Source organism: Microtetraspora sp. AC03309 (assembly GCF_020826795.1).
Lineage (GTDB): Bacteria > Actinomycetota > Actinomycetes > Streptosporangiales > Streptosporangiaceae > Microtetraspora > Microtetraspora glauca.
Window position 1 is genome coordinate 1 of sequence record NZ_JADDIL010000056.1, and the last position, 22,450, is coordinate 22,450.

Genomic DNA, 22,450 nt, shown 5'->3' on the forward strand with positions numbered 1-22,450 from the left:
GCCCCCGACACCGCCTCCGACCCCCTCGCCGGCAGCGGCATCGCCGCCTGGAACGTGGCCGCGTTCTGGTACGCGCAGCACAAGGCCAACCTGATCGGCGCCACGCCGTACGACGTGGAGACCCAGGTGGTCGCCAAGCACGTCTCCAAGGGCGGCCCCGCCGCCGACGGCAAGCCGGGCACCGTCGCGCCGACCGGCGGTGGCGGCTCCGGCACGTCGAAGAACGTGAACCTGCCCAAGACCACGGGCAAGGTGTTCTTCCTCGGCGCCGACGGCAAGCCGCACTGGTGCTCCGCCACCTCGGTCCAGGCGAAGTACCGCAACCTGGTCGCCACGGCCGGCCACTGCGTCTACGACACCGAGTCCAACAAGGCCACGCTGAAGTACTGGATCTTCGTGCCCGGCTACTACCAGGGCAAGACGCCGTGGGGCATCTACGTCGGCAAGCAGGCGTTCACGCACTACGACTACGACGTGTACGAGGACTTCGACCGCGACTACGCCTTCGTCACCGTCTACAACGGCCTCAAGGGCACCCAGAACGGCGACGCGATCTACGGCGACTGGAAGAAGGTCTCCAAGGCGGAGTACCTGAAGTACCGCGACTACGGCACCTACACCCCCGCGATCAACCAGTTCACGAAGTTCCTGCCGCACGGTGCCGGGACGGCGGACGACGAGTACTTCATCTGGAAGTTCGTCGACGCCGGGCGTCTCGGCGACAACGTCGGCGGCCAGGGCCTCGCGTACAACCAGAAGAAGGGGAAGAAGGTCTACGTCTTCGGTTACCCGAGCGGGTCGCACCCGGACGGCAACCACGCCTACACCGGCAAGACCCTCAAGTGGAGCTACGGGGCGACCTTCGGGGCGACGGCGTCCGACCTCAAGGCCGAGGAACTGATCGGCGTCAAGTCCTCCTTCACCGGTGAGGGCGCGTCCGGCTCCGCCTGGCTGTACCAGTACAGCAACACCCGCCGGCTGGGCTACCTCAACGGCCTCACGATGGCGGTGTCGGACACGGACGGCAACAACCGGATCGACACCAGCCTGTCGGCGTACTTCGACGGCGAGCTCTACGACATCTACAAGCACGCCGCCAACCTCTGGTCCGGCAGCATCGCGTAACACCTGAACGAGAGAAGGGCCCGGCTCGATGAGCCGGGCCCTTTTCTCATCATTTTTAAAGATCTCGCGGTAAACCTCGCCCGCCTCATAAACGTCAGCGCCCGATTTGGGGGGACTTTGTCGCATATGAGACTGAGGGAAGCCTGACAAACCTGAACGTCAGCTCCATGACACCGCCAGGTCAGGATGATCAATGGAATCCGCAGGTCAGCGGGTTGACGGCGAGTCACGAGACACACCGGGAACGGCAGGGTCGGAGCCGCCACCTGAGCACACTCTGTGTGATTTACATCACATCTGCGAACATGACTGAGAAATGTGGAAACAGCGGACAGAGCGCGACAAGAAGGGCGCACGATCATCTAGCTGCGGCGATGCCACCCCTCGGACCGAGCCGCGGAAATCGCCGACACAGCGAGATCATCTCGTGCCACCGGGCGCCGAAAAATAAGCCACTTATTCCGTTCTTAGGGTGACCCGGCCGACTGTATGGTGCGTCTCATCCCTTTACTGACGCATGGGACGCAAGATGCGTTCCACGACAGCCCAAGGAGTTTCCCTTGAAGCGCACTCTCGCCTTCGGTGGCCTCGTCGCCACCGCCGGCCTCCTGGCCGCCGGCCTCTCCGCCCCGGCCCAGGCCTCCGGTGACGTGGCCACCAAGCCGCTGGCCTCCACCGGCATCAACGCCAAGAACATCGCCGCGCTGTGGCTGGCGGAGAACGCCGCCAACCTGATCAACGCGACGCCGTACAACGTCGAGACCAAGGTCGTCGCCAAGCACGTCTCCAAGGGCGGGCCGGCGGCCGACAGCAAGCCGGGTGTCGTGCCGGCGATCGGCGACGAGAAGAAGGCCGCCGCCAAGTCGAAGAACGTCAACCTGCCCAAGACCACGGGCAAGGTGTTCTTCTCCGACGGCATCGAGTGGGTGAAGAGCCCCCGGGGTCACTGGTACCCCAAGGCCATCAACCCGCACTGGTGCACCGCCACCTCGATCCAGTCGGCGTACAAGAACCTGGTCGCCACCGCGGGTAGCTGCGTCTACGACACCGAGTCGAACAAGGCCACCCTCGAGAACTGGGTCTTCATCCCCGGTTACTACCAGGGCAAGATGCCGTGGGGCATCTACGTCGGCAAGCAGGCGTTCACGCACTACGACTACGACGTGTACGAGGACGCCGACCGCAACTACGCGTTCGTCACGGTCTACAACGGCCTGAAGATGCCGCACGACGGCTTCTCCGGCGTCTGGGACCTGATCAAGAACGGCAAGTGGGACGAGCTGAAGCAGTACGCCGGCTTCCAGGAGGTCGACAAGGCCACCTTCCTGGCGTACCACGACGAGGACGCCCTCCCGCACTACGCCAAGGACGGCAAGTTCTACGTCTGGAAGTTCGCTGACGCGGGTGCCCTGGGCGCCAACGTCGGTGGGCAGGGTCTGGCCTACAACCAGAAGGTCGGCAAGCCGGTCTTCGTGTTCGGCTACCCGAGCGGCCAGCACCCGGACGGCAACCAGGCCTACTCCGGCAAGACCCTCAAGTGGAGCTACGGCAAGACCTTCGCGGTCCAGGCCCCGGCCATCAAGGGCGAGGAGCTCATCGGCACCAAGTCGTCGTTCACCGGTGAGGGCTCGCTCGGCTCCTCCTGGCTGGTGAACTACAACAACGGCCGTCGCCTCGGTTACCTGAACGGTGTGACCATCGGCGTCTCCGACACCGACGCCAACAACCGTTACGACACCAGCTTCTCGCCGTACTTCGACGGTGAGCTGTACGGCGTCTACTCCGCGGCCAAGAACCTCTGGTCCGGCTCGATCGCCTAGTCTCCGCTCGCGGAAACACGACGATCTCCCGAGGCGGGGGTCCAAACCTTGGCTCGCTGAGGAAGGGGTCCAAACCCTGACTCACCATGCTTCATCGAAGGGCCCGGCTTTCCAGCCGGGCCCTTTCGCTTTTCCATGACCTTTTGGCGTGGCTTTCGAATGCCGGCCGACGGTCTGACCGACCTGGGGGAACCGTGTCAATCACAGGCGAGGTTTCGACCGGCCCATCTCGGCGCCGTTCACTTTTCTTCAAAAATTTCCCGCCGCGCCTGTAAACCGATATCGGTGGTGGAACGACGCTGCCGGATAACCGCCCCATCGGCCTGTTGATATCGCCGGAACAATGGCGCGGGTTGTGGTGTGAGCTACCTCACAGATCCGGCTGACAAGCGTCTGTCCATATGGCTCACACAGCCAGAAGGAAAGGCCATTCAAGGCGGCTAGCTGCGGAAACCTGATGTCGCGCGAGTTGGCAGTGAGACGACATCCGTACTTTCGCCGTGTAAGCCATCAAGGAAGGCCGCCCGAAGGCCGAGAACGGCCCTTTATCTCTTTCTTAGGACGATCGTCTGCGCTATCTTTCACGCATCCCTTTACTGACGCATGGGACGCAAGAGGCGTCCCACGACAGACCAAGGAGTTCCCCCATGAAGCGCACTCTGGCTTTCGGCGGCCTCGTCGCCACTGCCGGCCTGCTGGCCTCGGGCCTCGCCGCCCCGGCTCAGGCCTCCGGTGACGTCGCCAGCGACGCCCTCGCGACCAACGGCATCGCGGCCTACGCCACGCTCGCCTACTGGTACAACAACGAGGCTGCGAACCTGATCGGCGCCACGCCGTACAACGTCGAGACCAAGGTCGTCGCCAAGCACATCTCCAAGGGCGGCCCGGCTCCCGACAGCAAGCCCGGCATCGTGCCCGCGATCGGCGACGAGAAGAAGGCCGCCGCCAAGTCGAAGAACGTCAACCTGCCCAAGACCACGGGCAAGGTGTTCTTCGACGGCGCCGACGGCAAGCCGCACTGGTGCTCGGCCACCTCGGTCCAGTCCGCGTACAAGAACCTGGTCGCCACCGCGGGTCACTGCGTCTACGACACCGAGTCCAACGCCACCACCCTGGACAACTGGGTCTTCATCCCCGGCTACTACCAGAGCAAGACCCCGTGGGGCATCTACGTCGGCAAGCAGGCGTTCACGCACTACGACTTCGACGTCTACGAGGACGGCGACCGCAACTACGCGTTCGTCACGGTCTACAACGGCCTGAAGTTCAACCACGACGGCGTGATCCCCTACACCGAGGCGAACCCCGGCAGGTGGAAGCCCGTCTCCTACGAGACCTACATGAAGTTCCCGGCAGAGTTCCGCGGCTCCGAATTCGTCTGCCACGTCGGCAAGGTCTACTACGTGTGGGAGTTCGAGGACGCGGGTGCCCTGGGCGCCAACGTCGGTGGGCAGGGTCTGGCCTACAACCAGAAGGTCGGCAGCAAGCCGGTCTTCGTGTTCGGCTACCCGAGCGGCTCGCACCCGGACGGCAACTACGCCTACTCCGGCAAGACCCTCAAGTGGAGCTACGGCAAGACCTTCGCGGTCCAGGCCCCGGCCATCAAGGGCGAGGAGCTCGTCGGCGTCAAGTCGTCGTTCACCGGTGAGGGCGCCCTCGGCTCCTCCTGGCTGGTTGGCTACAACAACAGCCGCCGTCTGGGCTACCTGAACGGTGTCACCATCGGCGTCTCCGACACCGACAGCAACAACCGTTACGACACCAGCTTCTCGCCGTACTTCGACGGTGAGCTGTACGGCGTCTACTCCGCGGCCAAGAACCTCTGGTCCGGCTCGATCGCGGTTCCGTTCGAGTCGCCCGCGATCCCCCACGCGACCTCGTCGTCCGCGCCTCCCGCGTAGTTCGTCGATTAGCACAAAAGGCCCGGCTGCCAGCCGGGCCTTTTTGGCGTTTCGGGGCTTGGGCGGTTTCAGGGCTTGCCGTTCCATGACGGACCGTTCCATGACGCGGCGCGGAACGACTCCGCGGGAATTTCACTCGTCCCGCGGTAAGCGGGCCCGCTCGCTGAACGCCGCACCGCGACGCATTACGGCAGCGCGGCGTAATCGGCCCGTCACCGAAATGACGATGCCCGGCGGCCGGAAGAGGCCGCTTAGACGTGGGTCGCGCCGATACGGTGCCGTGAATTTCATGTGATCCGCATCACAATAGCGAAAGGTCTCGAACCGGCCGGCGCCCGCGCGGCCACATCAAGGAAATCCGTCGACAGGGCGGGGAGCAGCAAAAACGAGCCACGATTCAATCTGACAGATTCCTTTTCCCTGAGTCATTTATGTAACAGGACGGTCTCGCGGCCGCGCGCGTCGCGAGACCGTCGATCAAGGTGCCTTTAGGGACAAGATCGCCCTGTATGTTTTGGCCATCCCTTTACTGACGTCTGGGACGCGAACGCGCCTCACGACAGCCCAAGGAGAACCCCAATGAAGCGCACTCTCGCCTTCGGTGGCCTCGTCGCCACCGCCGGCCTCCTGGCCGCCGGCCTCTCCGCCCCGGCCCAGGCCGCCGGCGACGTCGCCACCAAGCCGCTCGCCACGACCAAGATCGCCGCCAAGAACATCCTGGCCTTCTGGTACGCGGAGAACATGGCCGCGCTGAAGGGCGCCACGCCGTACAACGTCGAGACCAAGGTCGTCGCCAAGCACGTCTCCAAGGGCGGTCCGGCTCCGGACAGCAAGCCCGGTGTCGTCCCGGCGATCGGCGACGAGGCCAAGTCGACCGGCAAGTCGAAGAACGTCAACCTGCCCAAGACCACGGGCAAGGTGTTCTTCATCGGTGCGGACAAGAAGGCCCACTGGTGCACCGCGACCTCGATCCAGTCCGCGTACAAGAACCTGGTCGCGACCGCGGGTAGCTGCGTCTACGACACCGAGTCCAACGCCGCCACGCTGGACTACTGGGTCTTCATCCCGGGTTACTACCAGGCCAAGACCCCGTGGGGCATCTACGTGGGTAAGCAGGCCTTCACCCACTACGACTTCGACGTCTACGAGGACGCCGACCGTAACTACGCCTTCGTCACCGTCTACAACGGCATCAAGGCGCTGAACGGCAACCCGGAGATCGGCAAGAAGGAAGTCAGCAAGGCGGAGTACGACCAGGCCAACAAGTGGCTCCGGCTCCCCGTCGAGGACGGTAAGTACTACGTCCGCGCGTTCGTCGACACCGGTGCCCTTGGCGCCAACGTCGGTGGGCAGGGTCTGACCTACAACCAGAAGGTCGGCAGCAAGCCGGTCTACGTGTTCGGCTACCCGAGCGGCCAGCACCCCGACGGCAACCAGGCCTACTCCGGCCACACGCTCAAGTGGACCTACGGCAAGACCTTCGCGGTCCAGGCCCCGGCCATCAAGGGCGAGGAGCTCGTCGGCACCAAGTCCTCCTTCACCGGTGAGGGCGCCCTCGGCTCCTCCTGGCTGGCGGGCTACAGCAGCAACCGTCGCATCGGCTACCTGAACGGTGTGACCATCGGCGTCTCCGACACCGACGGCAACAACCGCTACGACACCAGCTTCTCGCCGTACTTCGACGGTGAGCTGTTCGGCGTCTACTCCGCGGCCAAGAACCTCTGGTCCGGCTCGATCGTCTAGTCTCCGCTCGCGGAAACGACACGATCTCCCGAGACAGGGGTCCAAACCTTGGCTCGCTGAGGAAGGGGTCCAAACCCTGACTCACCATGCTTCATCGAAGGGCCCGGCTTTCCAGCCGGGCCCTTTTCGTTTCACCAGGGCGCCCCTGTTCGACTCCGGGGGACGAGCGAGGCGGCGAACAGGGCCCGTGGATCTCACGAACGGGAACTACGTCCGTACCGGCCCCCGCCCCGCACCTCCGCTCCCCCTCCGTTCGGCGCCCGTCCTGCTCCCCTTCTGGGGTTGAGAAGTGGATATAGAGCTATATTTCCGGCGTTCCATGGCCGAATCGAGCCCATGAAGGGCCGATCACCGACGTCCTCGCCGGAGGATCCCGCGGCCTTCCCCCCATTTGGGACAGGCCCAAATGGGCAACCAGCAGCCGTAATACCGCCCTGCGATCACATCCGGCGGCCGTGTATGCTCCCGATCGACTCAAGGCCCCGGCGCACCGCGCCGGGGCCTTCGCGCGTTCGAAGGCACGTTAGACGCGGCAGGGTCCATATCGGTGCCATGTCTGAAATGTGTTTTACATCACACAGCCGTTTTTCAGGGTCTTTCGGATGTAACAACTTCGCCGCGGTGACCTCTCGCTCGATCGCATGGTTGATCTGCGGAGATGCGGGCCACGCCACCACGGCGCAGCGACTCGAACACAAGGTCACGGAAACATCTCCGCGGCACTCTCGACGGCCCCCGGCCATCCGACGGCTTCCCCCTCGCAAGATCGCGCCTGTATGTTTCCGGTCATCCCTTTACTGACGCATGGGACGCAAGAGCGCCCCACGACAGCCCAAGGAGTTCCCTCATGAAGCGCACTCTCGCCTTCGGTGGCCTCGTCGCCACCGCCGGCCTCCTGGCCTCCGGCCTGGCCACCCCGGCCCAGGCCGCCGGCGACGTCGCCAGCGCCCCGCTGAGCGCCACCCAGATCGCGGCGAAGAACGTCGCGTCCTTCTGGGTCGCCGAGAAGGCCGCCAACCTGATCCAGGCCACCCCGTACTCGGTCGAGACCACGGTCCCGGCCAAGCACGTCTCGACTGGCGGACCGTCGGCTGACAGCAAGCCCGGCGTCGTCCCGGCCATTGGCGACGAGAAGAAGTCGACCGCCAAGTCGAAGAACGTGAACCTCCCGAAGACCACCGGCAAGGTGTTCTTCGTCGGTGGCGACGGCAAGCCGCACTGGTGCACCGCGACCTCGGTGCAGGCGAACTACCGCAACCTGGTCGCCACGGCCGGTCACTGCGTGTACGACACCGAGTCCAACAAGGCCACGCTCGACCGCTGGGTGTTCGTCCCGGGTTACTACCAGGCCAAGACCCCGTGGGGCATCTACGTGGGTAAGCAGGCCTTCACCCACTACGACTACGACGTCTACGAGGACGCCGACCGCGACTACGCCTTCGTCACGGTCTACAACGGTCTGCAGTTCCCGGCCGGCGGCTTCGCGGACTTCAAGGGCATGACCAAGGAGCAGCGTCAGGCCTACGCCGGCTTCAAGGTGGTCGACAAGGCCACCTACGACGCCTACGTCGCGGCTGGCGCCAAGGACAACAACCGCTTCGGCTACTACGAGGACAAGGACGACAAGGGCAACCCTGTCTACTACGTCTGGAAGTTCACCGACGCCGGTCGTCTGGGCGACAACGTCGGTGGTCAGGGTCTGGCCTACAACCAGAAGCTCGGCAGCAAGCCGGTCTTCGTGTTCGGCTACCCGAGCGGGTCGCACCCGGACGGCAACTACGCCTTCTCCGGCAAGACCCTCAAGTGGAGCTACGGCAAGCCCTTCGCCGCCACCGCGCCCTCCATCAAGGGTGAGGAGCTGCAGGGTGTCAAGTCCTCCTTCACCGGCGAGGGCTCGCTCGGCTCGGCGTGGCTGATCGGCTACAACAACAGCCGCCGCCTGGGCTACCTGAACGGTGTCACCATCGCGGTGGCCGACCGTGACGGCAACAAGCGCATCGACACCAGCCTCTCCCCGTACTTCGACGGTGAGACCTACGGCGTCTACAGCGCGGCCAAGAACGTTTGGTCGGGCTCGATCGCCTAGTTCCCAGCCTGCGGGAACGAGGTGGTCACGAGGAAGGGGTCCACACCCTGACTCGACCGCTCAACTCACACAGGGCCCGGCTCTCCAGCCGGGCCCTGTGCCGTTCCGGAGGGACTCGGTGGCACGGCGAGCGCGCCACCATCGCCACTGTGTATCCTCCTAGGAACCGAAAGGCCCCGAGGCGTCGCCTCGGGGCCTTTCGCGTTGGAGCTTAGACGTAGCGCGCCCACATCTGGTGCCATCCCCATGGTGTGATTTAGGTCATATCGCCAATGCGCCCTCATCCGGGGTGGCGCTCGCCGAGACGGCAGTCACTTAACTCTTGATCTGCACATATGTCACCGAGTCGGCAAATTGCCTGACCAATGCCCGATGGTAACGAAACAATCTCGGCGAGAGGGCGTCAAAAAGTACCCGCGAAGCCGGTTCCATCACACAAGATCGCGACTGTATGTTTCCGGTCATCCCTTTACTGACGCATGGGGCGCAAGAAGCGTTCCACGACAGCCCGAGGAGTTCCCCCCATGAAGCGCACTCTCGCCTTCGGTGGCCTCGTCGCCACCGCCGGCCTCCTGGCCTCCGGCCTGGCCGCCCCGGCCCAGGCCTCCGGTGACGTCGCCAGCGACCCGCTGGCCACCACCGGCATCACCGCTGAGGCGGTGGGCTCCTACTGGTTCGGCAACCACATGGCCAACCTGATCGGCGCCACGCCGTACAACGTCGAGACCAAGGTCGTCGCCAAGCACGTCTCCAAGGGCGGCCCGGCGGCCGACAGCAAGCCCGGCGTCGTGCCCGCGATCGGCGACGAGAAGAAGACGACCGCCAAGTCCAAGAACGTCAACCTGCCCAAGACCATGGGCAAGGTGTTCTTCGAGGGCGCTGACGGCAAGCCGCACTGGTGCACCGGCACCTCGGTCCAGTCCGCGTACAAGAACCTGGTGGCCACGGCCGGACACTGTGTCTACGACACCGAGTCCAACGCCACCACCATGAAGAACTGGGTCTTCATCCCGGGCTACTACCAGAGCAAGACCCCGTGGGGTCTGTACGTGGGTAAGCAGGCCTTCACCCACTACGACTTCGACGTGTACGAGGACGCCGACCGCAACTACGCCTTCGTCACCGTCTACAACGGCATCAAGACGCCGCACGACGGCATCGGCGACAAGACGGACGCCAAGGGCAACATCATCCCCGACTGGTACTCCGTCGGCGACTACAAGGAAGTCAGCGAGCTGGAGGCGACGCAGTACGCCAAGGCGGGCTACTACAACGTCTACGTCGCCGAGGACAAGGACCACAAGAAGCACTACTACACCTGGAAGTTCGAGGACGCGGGTGCCCTGGGTGCCAACGTCGGTGGTCAGGGTCTGGCCTACAACCAGAAGATCGGCAAGCCGGTCTTCGTGTTCGGCTACCCGAGCGGGTCGCACCCGGACGGCAACTACGCCTACTCCGGCAAGACCCTCAAGTGGAGCTACGGCAAGACCTTCGCCGCCACCGCGCCCTCCGTCAAGGGCGACGAGCTCGTCGGCGTCAAGTCCTCCTTCACCGGCGAGGGTGCTCTCGGCTCCTCCTGGCTGGTGAACTACAGCAACGGCCGCCGTCTCGGCTACCTGAACGGTGTCACCATCGGCGTCTCCGACACCGACGGCAACAACCGGATCGACACCAGCGTCTCCCCGTACTTCGACGGCGAGCTGTACGGCGTCTACTCCGCGGCCAAGAACCTCTGGTCCGGCTCGATCGCCTAGTCTCCGCTCGCGGAAACACGACGATCTCCCGAGGCAGGGGTCCAAACCCTGACTCACCACGTTTCACCCGCGGGGCCCGGCTCTCCAGCCAGGCCCCGCGCCTGTTCTGGAGGCGACGCGGCGGAACGACGGGCGCGCCGTCCACCCGCCTGCGTGATCCAGAACAACCGAAGGCCCCGGGGCGTCGCCCCGGGGCCTTCGCCGTGCAAGGCGCCTTAGACGTAGCCGATCCGGATCCGGTGCCACTTCCATGATGTGATTTAGCTCACATAGTCGAAGATCGCGACTCTCGACGTCTCGCCATCACCAAAGCGATCACTTCGCTCTTGATCTGCATATATGTCACTGCATCAGCAAAGGATCCGACTCCCGGCGATAGATAACGGAACGGCAACGTCGGGACAGGGCCGGGAAGACCGCGCGAAGCGCCTTCCGCCTTGCAAGATCACGACGTATGTTTCCTGACATCCCTTTACTGACGCATGGGGCGCAAGAAGCGTTCCACGACAGCCCAAGGAGTTCCCCCCATGAAGCGCGTTCTCGCTTTCAGTGGCGTCATCGCCGCCACTGGCCTCCTGGCCTCCGGCCTGGCCGCTCCGGCCCAGGCGTCGGGTGACGTGGCCACCAAGCCGCTCGCCTCCACCGGCATCGCGGCGAAGAACATCGTCGGCTACTGGTACGCCGAGCACTCGGCGAACCTGATCGGCGCGACGCCGTACAACGTCGAGACCACGGTCCCGGCCAAGCACGTCTCCACCGGCGGTCCCGCCGCGGACACCAAGCCCGGCGTCGTCCCGGCGATCGGCGACGAGAAGAAGACCACCGCCAAGTCGAAGAACGTCAACCTGCCCAAGACCACGGGCAAGGTGTTCTTCGTCGCCAGCGACGACAAGCCGCACTGGTGCACCGCGACCTCGGTCCAGTCCGCGTACAAGAACCTGGTCGCCACGGCCGGACACTGCGTGTACGACACCGAGTCCAACAAGGCCACGATGGACTACTGGGTGTTCGTCCCGGGTTACTACCAGGGCAAGACCCCGTTCGGCATCTACGTCGGCAAGCAGGCCTTCACCCACTACGACTACGACGTCTACGAGGACGCCGACCGCGACTACGCGTTCGTCACGGTCTACAACGGCCTCAAGGCGCCGCACGACGGTGTGCCGTACGGCGACGACAAGCCCAAGCCCACCGTCACCGGCGGCGAGGGCTGGGAGAACGTCGGCAGCTGGCAGGAGGTCACCAAGGAGGTCTACGACCAGTACAAGGGTTGGGACACCTTCATCGGTGACATCCACGCCGTCAAGGACAACAAGGGTGACTGGCACTACTTCGTCTGGAAGTTCGTGGACGCGGGTGCCCTGGGTGCCAACGTCGGTGGTCAGGGTCTGGCCTACAACCAGAAGATCGGCAAGCCGGTCTTCGTGTTCGGCTACCCGAGCGGCTCGCACCCGGACGGCAACTACGCCTACTCCGGCAAGACCCTCAAGTGGAGCTACGGCAAGACCTTCGCCGCCACCGCGCCCTCCATCAAGGGCGAGGAGCTCGTCGGCGTCAAGTCCTCCTTCACCGGCGAGGGCTCGCTCGGCTCGGCGTGGCTGGTCAACTACAACAACAGCCGCCGCCTCGGCTACCTGAACGGCGTCACCATCGCGGTGGCCGACCGTGACGGTAACAAGCGCATCGACACCAGCCTCTCCCCGTACTTCGACGGTGAGCTGTACGGCGTCTACAGCGCGGCCAAGAACCTCTGGTCCGGCTCGATCGCCTAGTCTCCGCCCGCGGAAACACGACGATCTCCCGAGGCAGGGGTCCAAACCCTGACTCACCACGCTTCACCCGCAGGGCCCGGCTCTCCAGCCGGGCCCTGCGGCTTTTCCGGGAAGAAGTGCGCGCGCCTGGACCTGGACGCGGGAGCGAATTCCACGGCAGCGCGATGCGCCGTTTCCGCCGGCCTGATTTCGACCGGCCTCGACGGCGGGCCCGAGGGAACCACCCCGAGCGAACCACAAGGAACCACTCAACGGCTTTCCCCTTTCCCGCTCCCCTCCTTTCCGGATGAATGGGACTTAATACGACGCCCCTCATGGCTCTCGGCGGGGCCGCCCCGGCCAGCCCGGAAACGGCCTGATCAGCGACTCCGGGGCCGGCCACCGCCACGAGACCGCCTCTCCCCCGTGCTCGGACGGCGATCCCCGCGACGTCCACGAACACGCCGCCGATCTCCGATTCGACAAAGATCACCTGGCCCGCAAGGAGTTGACCTGGACTTCACCTTTCAGTGTTTCCATCCGTCAATTGGCTTCGGCGGGTGTCGAGAGCAGGCCCCCAAGTGGATTACAAGTGCTCGCACCTACGGTGCGCTTCATCCCTTTCCTGACGGATGGGACGCATGAGGCGTCCCACGACAGACCAAGGAATTTCCCGAATGAAGCGCACTCTGGCTTTCGGCGGCCTCGTGGCCGCGAGCGGCCTCCTGGCCGCGGGCCTCGCCGTCCCCGCCAACGCCCAGGTTCCCAACGACTCGGTCCCGACCGTCGTCCTGGCCAACACCAACATGGCCGCCAAGCAGATCGCCGCCTTCTGGTTCGGCGAGGCCAAGGCCAACCTGATCGGCGCCACGCCGTACAACGTCGAGACCAAGGTCGTCGCCAAGCACGTCTCCAAGGGCGGCCCGGCGGCCGACAGCAAGCCCGGCGTCGTGCCCGCGATCGGCGACGAGAAGAAGACGACCGCCAAGTCCAAGAACGTCAACCTGCCCAAGACCACGGGCAAGGTGTTCTTCATCGGCGCCGACCGCAAGCCGCACTGGTGCTCGGCCACCTCGGTCCAGGCCGCGTACCGGAACCTGGTCGCGACCGCCGGTCACTGCGTGTACGACACCGAGTCGAACAAGGCCACCCTGGACAAGTGGGTCTTCATCCCCGGTTACTACGAGGGCAAGACCCCGTGGGGCATCTACGTCGGCAAGCAGGCGTTCACGCACTACGACTTCGACGTCTACGAGGACGGCGACCGCAACTTCGCGTTCGTGACGGTCTTCGACGGCGTCCTGCCCGAGAGCGCGAGCTTCAACAAGGACTACTCGAAGGACTTCGAGACCGCGGCCGAGGCCGAGAAGGACGCGGCCGCGCTCAAGGCGGACAAGACCACCGCCTGGGCACGTGTCATGGTCACCCCCTTCAAGACCGCGACCAAGGTCGCGCTCGACACCCCGGGCTCGGTGAGGGAGTACGTCGACCGGGACAAGATCAAGAGCGAGTCCGGCGTGGCGGACAACCAGCTCGGCGACACGACCAACTGGCCGACCGGAACCGGCGTGGACGTCACCAGCATCCTCAAGGCGGGCTTCGACAGCGCCTACGCGGCCGCCGCCGCCGGCAAGAAGGGCACGGGCCCGGGGGACGGCGCCTGGGCGTGGAACGCGACTGAGACGACCCTCTTCCTGAAGCGCGGCACCACCTACACCGAGCGCAAGTTCTGGGTGAACTACGACCTGGACTACAAGGTCACCGCGAAGGTCTTGTCCGTCGGCCTCAAGAGCGTCGGCCGTCTCGGCGACAACGTCGGTGGTCAGGGTCTGGCCTACAACCAGAAGGTCGGCAAGCCCGTCTTCGTCTTCGGCTACCCGAGCGGCGCCCACCCCGACGGCAACCACGCCTACACCGGCAAGACCCTCAAGTGGAGCTACGGCAAGACCTTCGGCGTCCAGGCTCCCGCCATCAAGGGCGAGGAACTGCTCGGCACCAAGTCGTCGTTCACCGGCGAGGGCTCCATCGGCTCCTCCTGGCTGGTGAACTACAACAACGGCCGCCGCCTCGGCTACCTGAACGGTGTCACCATCGGCGTCTCCGACACCGACGCCAACAACCGCTTCGACACCAGCATCTCCCCGTACTTCGACGGCGAGCTCTACGACGTCTACAAGCACGCCGCCAACCTCTGGTCCGGCAAGATCGTCTGATCTGTTCGGCGCACGACGCCGATCCCGCACCGCGGGACATGACCACGGAGTAAAGGGATCTACTCCAAGGGCAACAGCTCCACGCACAGGGTCCGGCGTCCAGCCGGGCCCTGTGCCTTTTCCCGCCCCCGCTCCAGCCGTTCGACTCGCAGGGCCCGGCTCTCCAGCCGGGCCCTGCGCCTTCGCACGCGTGAAAGTGCGGGCTCCGACATCCACTGAACCCGTGCCCTCTCCCGTCCCTCGCCGCTCCAGCCGGTCGCACAGGATCTTGCAAGTGAACTCCAAGTGCACCCTCATATGGTGCGTTACATCCCTTTCCTGACGGATGGGACGCATGAGGCGTCCCACGACAGACCAAGGAAGATCATCATGAAGCGCACTTTGGCTTTCGGCGGCCTCGTGGCCACCGCCGGTCTGCTGGCCGCCGGTCTGGCCGCCCCCGCCAACGCCCAGGTTCCCAACGACTCGGTCCCGACCGTCGTCCTGGCCAACACCAACATGGCCGCCAAGCAGATCGCCGCCTTCTGGTACGGCGAGGCCAAGGCCAACCTGATCGGCGCCACGCCGTACAACGTCGAGACCAAGGTCGTCGCCAAGCACGTCTCCAAGGGCGGCCCCGCGGCCGACAGCAAGCCCGGCGTCGTGCCCGCCATCGGCGACGAGAAGAAGACGACCGCCAAGTCCAAGAACGTCAACCTGCCCAAGACCACGGGCAAGGTGTTCTTCATCGGCGCCGACCACAAGCCGCACTGGTGCTCCGCCACCTCCGTGCAGTCGAACTACCGCAACCTCGTGGCCACCGCGGGCCACTGCGTCTACGACACCGAGTCGAACAAGGCCACCCTCGACAAGTGGGTCTTCATCCCCGGTTACTACCAGGGCAAGACCCCGTGGGGCATCTACGTCGGCAAGCAGGCCTTCACCCACTACGACTACGACGTCTACGAGGACGGCGACCGCAACTACGCGTTCGTCACCGTCTACAACGGCGTCCTGCCCACCGACGCCGGCCGGGCCAAGTACGAGAAGGTCTGGGAGACCGAGGCCGACGCCAAGAAGGACAAGGTCAGGATCGAGACCGACAAGACGACGGCGTACTCGAACATCGAGATCGAGACCGTCGTCACCGGCGACATCGTCGCCGTGGGCACAGCCGAGTCCAAGAAGATCGACGACATCCAGGTCGCCGAGTTCATGCGGCTCAACCCGAACAAGGCCCTCACCGGCGAGGGCCCGTGGGCCACCGGCTCGGGCGCCTCCGTCCCGGCCGAGATCACCAAGGACGCCTACGCTCGCGACGTGGACTCCTACGTCAGCTCTGACCAGAAGACCTACTACTTCCGCAAGGAGGTCAAGGGCGACAAGGTCAGCGCCATGCAGAAGCCCAACGAGGGCGGCAGCGGCACCAACGGCGACGGCCGTGGCGGTGGCGGCGGCGGTGGCGGCCAGCAGACCAAGCAGTACAAGTACTTCAAGCGGACCTTCTGGGCGAACTACGACCTCGACTACAAGGTCTGCGCGCGGTACTTCTCGATCGCGCTGAAGGACGTCGGCCGTCTCGGTGACAACGTCGGCGGGCAGGGCCTGGCCTACAACCAGAAGCTCGGCAACCCGGTCTTCGTCTTCGGCTACCCGAGCGGCGCCCACCTCGACGGCAACTACGCCTACTCCGGCAAGACCCTCAAGTGGGCCTACGGCAAGACCTTCGCGGTCCAGGTGCCCGCCATCAAGGGCGAAGAGCTCCAGGGCATGAAGTCCTCCTTCACCGGCGAGGGCTCCATCGGCTCCTCCTGGCTGCTGAAGTACAACAACAGCCGCCGCCTCGGCTACCTGAACGGTGTCACCATCGGCGTCTCCGACACCGACGCCAACAACCGCTTCGACACCAGCGTCTCCCCGTACTTCGACGGCGAGCTCTACGACGTCTACAAGCACGCCGCCAACCTCTGGTCCGGCAAGATCGTCTAACGACCTGGCGGATGTTCGGCGCAGTGGACCGCGACCCCTGCCCCGAGAGCACGCGAAGCACCACACAGGGCCCGGCATCCAGCCGGGCCCTGTGCCATGTCAAGGTAAATGCGCTGTAATCTTCCTCTTTACCGAGGCAAGGACGCGACGAGGCGTCCACACAGAGCGCAAGGAGCGTCCGTGAAGCGCGTCGTCCTGCCCGCCGGGTGTGCGGCGGTCACCGCCGGGCTGCTCTGTTCCAGCGCGTTCACCGGGTCCGGCACGCTCGTGCCGGCCTCCGCCCGGGCGTACGACATCACCGCCACCCGCGCTCTGGCCTCCGAGGCCCAGGTCCCCTCCGTGATGGCGTACTGGCTGGCCGGTGACGGCCAGGCCCTCGCCGACGCGACGCCGTACGGGCTGCGGGCGAAGGTGATCGCCCGGCAGGCGCCGCAGGGCGGCGCGGCGGCGGACGGAAAGCCGGGAGGCGTGCGCCCCGCCGCGGAGAAGTCGGGCGGAGTCCGCCCCGCGGAGGACAAGAAGGCCGCGGCGACCTCCAAGAACGTCAACCTGCCCAGGACCGCGGGCAGGGTGTTCTTCACCGGTTCCGACGGCAAGTCCTACTGGTGCGCGGGGACCTCGGTCCAGGCCAGATACCGGAACCTGGTCGCCACCGCCGGGCACTGCGTCTTCGACACCGAGAACGACGGCGCTCCGATGAGAAACTGGATCTTCATCCCGGGCCACCAGCGCGGCCCGAATCCCTTCGGCGTCTACGCGGGCAAGCAGGCGTTCACCCACCACGACTTCGCCACCTATCGGGACCTCGACCGCGACTACGCGTTCGTCACCGTCTACAACGGTCTCGTGCCGCAGCCGTCCCGGACTCCCGGCCGGATCAGGCTGGCCGACGGCGGCCCGCTCGCGGACGGCGTGGGCGGGCAGGGGCTCGCCTTCAACCAGGAGATCGGCCGCGTGGCCGTCGTCTTCGGTCACTTCGGTCCCAAGGTGCGCGGCGCGACGTTCCGGGTCCAGGATCCGTCCATCCGGGCGGACGAGTTGATCGGCCTGAAGTCGTCGCGTACGGCCGACGGGTCCGCCTGGTTGATCGGCTACCGCAAGGCCGGTCGCCTGGGCTATCTCAACGGCATCACGATCACCACGTCCGGCGGCGCCGCCGTCTCCCCGTACTTCGACAGCGAGTTGTACACCGTCTACACCGAAGCCAGGCGGGTCACGTCCGGCGCGGTGCCCGGTGGAACCGTCCGCGAGGGCGCGAACGAGATCAACATTCTGTAACAAACCGCTCCGGCCATTTCAGGACTTATAGCTTCCTGAATGGGTGCTGTACTTTTTTACCATCCCTTTACTGACGATAGGGGCGCAGTAGCGGCCCTCATCAGCGCAAGGAGCGAACCCCTCATGCGGAAGCGTCTGCTTCTCCCCCTCGGCGGCCTGGCCGCCACCGGCCTCCTGGCCGCCGCCCTGGTCACCCCCGCCACGGCCGCCCCGACCGTGTCCAAGGCGAAGCTCGCCTCGCCGGCCAAGGCCGCGGACATCATCGACTTCTGGACCGCCGACAGCGGCGCCAACCTCAAGGCCGCCAAGGCGTACGGCGCCGAGCACAAGCGCGTGCCGAAGCACGTCTCCACCGGCGGCCCCGCGGCCGACGGCAAGCCCGGTGTCGTCCCGGCGATCGGCGACGAGAAGAAGACCGGCGGCAAGTCGAAGAACGTCAACCTGCCCAAGACCGTGGGCCGGGCGTTCTTCGTCATCGACGGCGACATCTACGCCTGTTCCGCCTCCTCGATCCAGTCGCAGTACCGCAACCTGGTCGCCACGGCCGGCCACTGCGTCTACGACATCGACGGCAACAGCCAGACCGTGGACAGGTGGGTCTTCGTCCCGGGCTACTACGACGGCAAGACCCCGTTTGGCGTCTACGTCGGCAAGCAGGCCTTCACCCACTACGACTTCGACGTCTACGAGGACGGCGACCGCGACTACGCGTTCGTCACCGTCTACAACGGAATCGGATACGACGACAAGAAGGACGTGCACGTCGACCTCGGCTCCCTCGGCAAGAACGTCGGCGGCCAGGGCTTCGCGTACAACCAGAAGGTCGGCCAGCCGGTCTACGCGTTCGGCTACCCGGCCGCGCCGCACAGCGACGGCGACTACGTCTTCACCGGCGAGAAGATGAAGTGGTGCTACGGCAAGCCGGTCTACCCGATCGTCGAGAGCAGCGTGAAGGTCGAGGAGCAGATCGGCCTCAAGTGCTCGATGACCGGCGGCTCGTCCGGTGGCCCCTGGATCCTCAAGTACAACAGCAACCGTCGCCTCGGTTACATCAACGGCGTCACCAGCCTCGGCGGCGACACCGACGGCAACAACCGCAGCGACATGATCACGTCTGCCTACTTCGACGGTGAGACCTACGGCGTCTACAAGGCCGCGCTCCCCCTGTGGTCGGGCTCGCTCGTGAAGAAGGACGGCTCGATCGGCATCACCGAGACCCGCTGATCCGTCCTTCCCTGAGGCCCGGCTCCGGCCGGGCCTCTTCTCATGCCCGGACCCCCCGGCTCCGCGTACGTCCGGGGGGGGCGGGGTGCGATCCCGGCGGGTTCGGACCCGGGCGGTACCCCTCCGATCACCCGTTCTGGGCACGGTCCCATCCCGCGCACCGCGGACCCGCGATGTGACTCTTGTCACACACGAGAAACGCAACCTTTTCGGCGTTCCGTGACCGCATTCGGCGTCGAATGCCGCTCCCATCAGCCGATCTGCGGAAACATCACCATTAGGTACCAGCACGCAGTGAGGCGAAAAATACCCGTTTGATAACGAAACGATCACAGGACGCTGTGAATCGGAGAGGGTGTCGAACGCCCCTTCGAGCGACAAGATCTTCGCTGTAGGGTCCCGGTCATCCCTTTACTGACGAACGGGACGCGGTCGCGTCCCGCGACAGCGCGAGGAGTGAACCCCAATGAAGCAGCGTGTGCTTCTCCCCCTCGGCGGCCTCGCCGCCGCCGGCCTCCTGAGCTCCGCTCTGGTCACCCCGGCCCACGCCTCCGGCGACGTCGCCGCCAAACCCCTGGCCTCCCAGACGCTCGCCTGGGAGATCGCGGCCTTCTGGTACGGCGAGGACAAGGCCAACCTGATCGGCGCCACGCCGTACGACGTCGAGACCAAGGTCGTCGCCAAGCACGTGTCGACCGGCGGACCCGCCGCGGACACGAAGCCCGGCATCGTGCCCGCGATCGGCGACGAGAAGAAGTCGACCGCCAGGTCCAAGAACGTCAACCTGCCCAAGACCACGGGCAAGGTCTTCTTCATCGGCGCCGACCGCGAGCCACACTGGTGCACCGCGACCTCCGTGCAGTCGAACTACCGCAACCTGGTCGCGACCGCGGGTCACTGCGTCTACGACACCGAGTCCAACAGCGCGACGCTCGACAAGTGGGTCTTCATCCCCGGCTACTACCAGGCCAAGACCCCGTGGGGCATCTACGTCGGCAAGCAGGCGTACACGCACTACGACTACGACGTCTACGAGGACGGCGACCGTGACTACGCCTTCGTCACGGTCTACAACGGCGTGCTGCCGGACAACAGCGGTGCCGAGGTCAGCGAGTCGGAGTACCGGAAGTACCCGCGCACCCGCGCGCTCCGCAAGCCCGAGGTCCGGGTCTACGAGACCAGGGCCGAGGCCCTCGCCAACAAGGGCAAGGGCACGATCGAGGAAGTCGTCGACACCGGCCACGTGGTGGCGCACGGCACCCCGGGTTCGTCCGACTGGCTCGGCGTCACCCGCGGCGAGTACCTCCGCCTCACCGGGGGCGCGGAGGAACAGATCGCCGGCAAGGTCGAGCGTACGGACACCAAGCTGGCCGCGGACGACCCCGCGGTGAAGGACAGGACGCTCCCCTACTCCAGTTCGGACGGCAAGAAGTACTACTGGGCCAAGGAGATCAAGCCCGCCGAGGGCGAGACCCCGGCCGAGTACGAGTACTACGTCAGCGAGTTCTGCGCGACCTACGACCTGGACTACAAGGTCACGCGGTACTTCGTGCGGACCTTCACCGACGTCGGCCGCCTCGGCGACAACGTCGGCGGACAGGGCCTGGCCTACAACCAGAAGATCGGCAAGCCGGTCCACGTCTTCGGCTACCCGAGCGGGTCGCACCCCGACGGCAACTACGCCTACACCGGCAAAACCCTCAAGTGGAGCTACGGCAAGACCTTCGCCGCCTCCGCCGCCGCGATCAAGGGCGAGGAGCTCGTCGGCGTCAAGTCCTCCTTCACCGGCGAGGGCTCGATCGGTTCGTCCTGGCTGCTCAACTACAACAACGGCCGTCGTCTCGGCTACCTGAACGGTGTCACCATCGGTCTGGCCGACACCGACAAGAACAACCGCATCGACACCAGCGTCTCCCCGTACTTCGACGGCGAGCTGTACGGCGTCTACAAGGCCGCCGCCAACCTCTGGTCCGGCAGCATCGTGCCCAAGTACTAGAAAGTCGAAGTACTAAGAAGTAACGCGCGTCTGGTCGCGGTACGGAGCGACCGCCGCCCGGTCGGCGGCATGGTGCCCGCCGCCGGCCGAGCGGCGGTGCCACGACCGCGTGAGCGCTCCGGTGACACGGGCGCCGCGCACGGGGCTCGGAAAGGGAACGGGGCCCGGCGACGAGCCGGGCCCCGTTCTCATGTGCCGCTGTATGGGCCTGTGCCGCCGCGAACCGCTGTCGCGGGGGTACGGCCCCGATTCAGCGCCGGGCGACACCGTCCAGGCGGGCCTGCTCGGCCACGGCCGTGATCACGGCGGGCGCGACGCGCGCGTCGAACGGAGAGGGGATGACGTAATCCTCGGACAGGTCGTCCCCGACGACGGCCGCCAGCGCGGAGGCCGCGGCCACCTTCATGTTCTCGGTGATGGTCGTGGCCCGCACGTCGAGCGCGCCGCGGAACACGCCCGGGAAGGCGAGCACGTTGTTGATCTGGTTGGGGAAGTCGGACCTGCCGGTCGCGACCACCCGCGCGTGCCTCCTGGCCACCTCGGGGTGGACCTCCGGAGTGGGGTTCGACAACGCGAAGACGATGGCGTCCGGGGCCATCGACATGATGGCCTCCTCGGTCACCGTCGAGCCCGAGAGGCCGATGAACACGTCCGCGCCGCTGAGGGCCTCCTCGGTCGAGCCGGTGAAGCCCGCCTTGTTGGTGTCCCTGGCCAGGGCCTCCTTGACGGGGTTGAGACCGTCGCGTCCGGTGTAGATGACGCCCTTGGAGTCGGCGACGGCGACGTCGCCGATGCCGGCGCCGAGCAGGATCCGGGTCACCGCCACGCCGGAGGCGCCGGCGCCCGCGATGACGGCCCGCAGGTCGCCCAGCGTGCGCCCGGTCAGCCGGGCGGCGTTCTGCAGCGCCGCGAGCGCGACGATGGCCGTGCCGTGCTGGTCGTCGTGGAAGACCGGGATGTCCAGCAGCGAGCGGAGCCGGTCCTCGACCTCGAAGCAGCGCGGGGCGCTGATGTCCTCGAGGTTGATGCCGCCGAAGGACGGGGCGAGCCGGACCACGGTCTCGACCAGCGCGTCCACATCGGTGCAGTCGAGGCAGATCGGGACGGCGTCGACGCCCGCGAACTCCTTGAACAGCAGCGCCTTGCCCTCCATGACCGGCATCGCCGCGGCCGGTCCGATGTCGCCGAGCCCGAGGACGGCGGTGCCGTCGGAGACCACCGCCACGACGTTGGAGACCCAGGTGTAGTCGTTGACGAGTTCGGGCGTGTCGGCGATGGCGGTGCACACTCTGGCGACGCCCGGTGTGTACGCGAGCGAGAGGTCGTCCGCGTCGCGGACCGGAATGGTGGAGCGGACCTCCAGCTTGCCTCCGCGGTGGAGGGCGAAAGCCGGATCGACGTCGAGAGCGTCCAGAGAAGCGGAAGTAACAGTCACAGCGACCCCAGTGTCACGAGGAGTTCCTTCGGTAGACGCCGCAAGAGCGGACCGGCCCGGGCTTCGGTAGCCGCCCGGCGGCCGTCGCCGTTGACGGTCGTCTCTTAGGGGGTACGGGGGTCACCCGTTGTTTGATTGTGCCACATGTTGAGATGG

Annotated in this window: 13 protein-coding genes; 12 read left to right on the forward strand and 1 reads right to left on the reverse strand. The window is 65.8% G+C overall.

Going from position 1 to position 22,450, the window contains the following annotated elements:
• The 12 genes from IMZ11_RS28355 to IMZ11_RS28410 form a co-directional block, all read left to right on the forward strand.
• Positions 1–1,125: serine protease (locus IMZ11_RS28355; RefSeq protein WP_228645506.1), on the forward strand; the 1,125-nt coding region annotated here is incomplete at its 5' end.
• A 560-nt stretch (positions 1,126–1,685) separates the two neighbouring features.
• Positions 1,686–2,945, forward strand: a complete 1,260-nt coding sequence (locus IMZ11_RS28360) for a serine protease (protein WP_228645508.1) — start codon at positions 1,686–1,688, stop codon at positions 2,943–2,945.
• 647 nt (positions 2,946–3,592) lie between these two features.
• The gene (locus IMZ11_RS28365) at positions 3,593–4,846 is read left to right on the forward strand and encodes a serine protease (protein WP_228645510.1); all 1,254 of its coding nucleotides are present in this window, start codon (positions 3,593–3,595) and stop codon (positions 4,844–4,846) included.
• 579 nt (positions 4,847–5,425) lie between these two features.
• Positions 5,426–6,589: a hypothetical protein gene (locus tag IMZ11_RS28370; protein ID WP_228645512.1), complete on the forward strand. Its 1,164-nt coding sequence runs from the start codon at positions 5,426–5,428 to the stop codon at positions 6,587–6,589.
• Positions 6,590–7,436: 847 nt separating this feature from the next.
• Positions 7,437–8,675 carry a serine protease gene (locus IMZ11_RS28375; RefSeq protein ID WP_228645514.1) on the forward strand — a complete coding sequence of 413 codons (1,239 nt, stop codon included), beginning with the start codon at positions 7,437–7,439 and terminating at the stop codon, positions 8,673–8,675.
• A gap of 524 nt (positions 8,676–9,199) precedes the next feature.
• On the forward strand, positions 9,200–10,429 hold the full coding sequence (locus tag IMZ11_RS28380) for a serine protease (protein ID WP_228645516.1): 1,230 nt from the start codon (positions 9,200–9,202) through the stop codon (positions 10,427–10,429).
• 527 nt (positions 10,430–10,956) lie between these two features.
• The gene (locus IMZ11_RS28385; protein ID WP_228645518.1) at positions 10,957–12,201 is read left to right on the forward strand and encodes a serine protease; all 1,245 of its coding nucleotides are present in this window, start codon (positions 10,957–10,959) and stop codon (positions 12,199–12,201) included.
• A 656-nt stretch (positions 12,202–12,857) separates the two neighbouring features.
• Positions 12,858–14,393, forward strand: coding sequence for a serine protease (locus IMZ11_RS28390; RefSeq protein WP_228645520.1), 1,536 nt, complete (start codon positions 12,858–12,860; stop codon positions 14,391–14,393).
• 369 nt (positions 14,394–14,762) lie between these two features.
• Positions 14,763–16,361 (forward strand): serine protease, encoded by a 1,599-nt coding sequence (locus tag IMZ11_RS28395; protein ID WP_228645522.1) that lies wholly within the window; start codon positions 14,763–14,765, stop codon positions 16,359–16,361.
• 180 nt (positions 16,362–16,541) lie between these two features.
• Positions 16,542–17,639 carry a serine protease gene (locus IMZ11_RS28400; RefSeq protein WP_228645524.1) on the forward strand — a complete coding sequence of 366 codons (1,098 nt, stop codon included), beginning with the start codon at positions 16,542–16,544 and terminating at the stop codon, positions 17,637–17,639.
• A 123-nt stretch (positions 17,640–17,762) separates the two neighbouring features.
• Complete coding sequence (locus IMZ11_RS28405) at positions 17,763–18,863, forward strand: serine protease (protein WP_228645527.1); 1,101 nt, start codon at positions 17,763–17,765, stop codon at positions 18,861–18,863.
• 466 nt (positions 18,864–19,329) lie between these two features.
• Entirely contained in the window at positions 19,330–20,859 is a 1,530-nt protein-coding gene (locus tag IMZ11_RS28410; protein ID WP_228645529.1) for a serine protease, read from the forward strand.
• 250 nt (positions 20,860–21,109) lie between these two features.
• Here IMZ11_RS28410 and IMZ11_RS28415 read toward each other — a convergent pair whose 3' ends face one another.
• Positions 21,110–22,294 carry an NADP-dependent malic enzyme gene (locus tag IMZ11_RS28415; protein WP_228645531.1) on the reverse strand — a complete coding sequence of 395 codons (1,185 nt, stop codon included), beginning with the start codon at positions 22,292–22,294 and terminating at the stop codon, positions 21,110–21,112.
• Between the last annotated feature and the right edge of the window lie 156 nt (positions 22,295–22,450).

Coding starts and splice junctions, on each gene's coding strand:
- IMZ11_RS28390 (WP_228645520.1), top strand. CDS start 12,858: ATGAAGCGCACTCTGGCTTTCGGCGGCCTCGTGGCCGCGAGCGGCCTC.
- IMZ11_RS28380 (WP_228645516.1), top strand. CDS start 9,200: ATGAAGCGCACTCTCGCCTTCGGTGGCCTCGTCGCCACCGCCGGCCTC.
- IMZ11_RS28410 (WP_228645529.1), top strand. CDS start 19,330: ATGAAGCAGCGTGTGCTTCTCCCCCTCGGCGGCCTCGCCGCCGCCGGC.
- IMZ11_RS28385 (WP_228645518.1), top strand. CDS start 10,957: ATGAAGCGCGTTCTCGCTTTCAGTGGCGTCATCGCCGCCACTGGCCTC.
- IMZ11_RS28405 (WP_228645527.1), top strand. CDS start 17,763: ATGCGGAAGCGTCTGCTTCTCCCCCTCGGCGGCCTGGCCGCCACCGGC.
- IMZ11_RS28395 (WP_228645522.1), top strand. CDS start 14,763: ATGAAGCGCACTTTGGCTTTCGGCGGCCTCGTGGCCACCGCCGGTCTG.
- IMZ11_RS28375 (WP_228645514.1), top strand. CDS start 7,437: ATGAAGCGCACTCTCGCCTTCGGTGGCCTCGTCGCCACCGCCGGCCTC.
- IMZ11_RS28370 (WP_228645512.1), top strand. CDS start 5,426: ATGAAGCGCACTCTCGCCTTCGGTGGCCTCGTCGCCACCGCCGGCCTC.
- IMZ11_RS28365 (WP_228645510.1), top strand. CDS start 3,593: ATGAAGCGCACTCTGGCTTTCGGCGGCCTCGTCGCCACTGCCGGCCTG.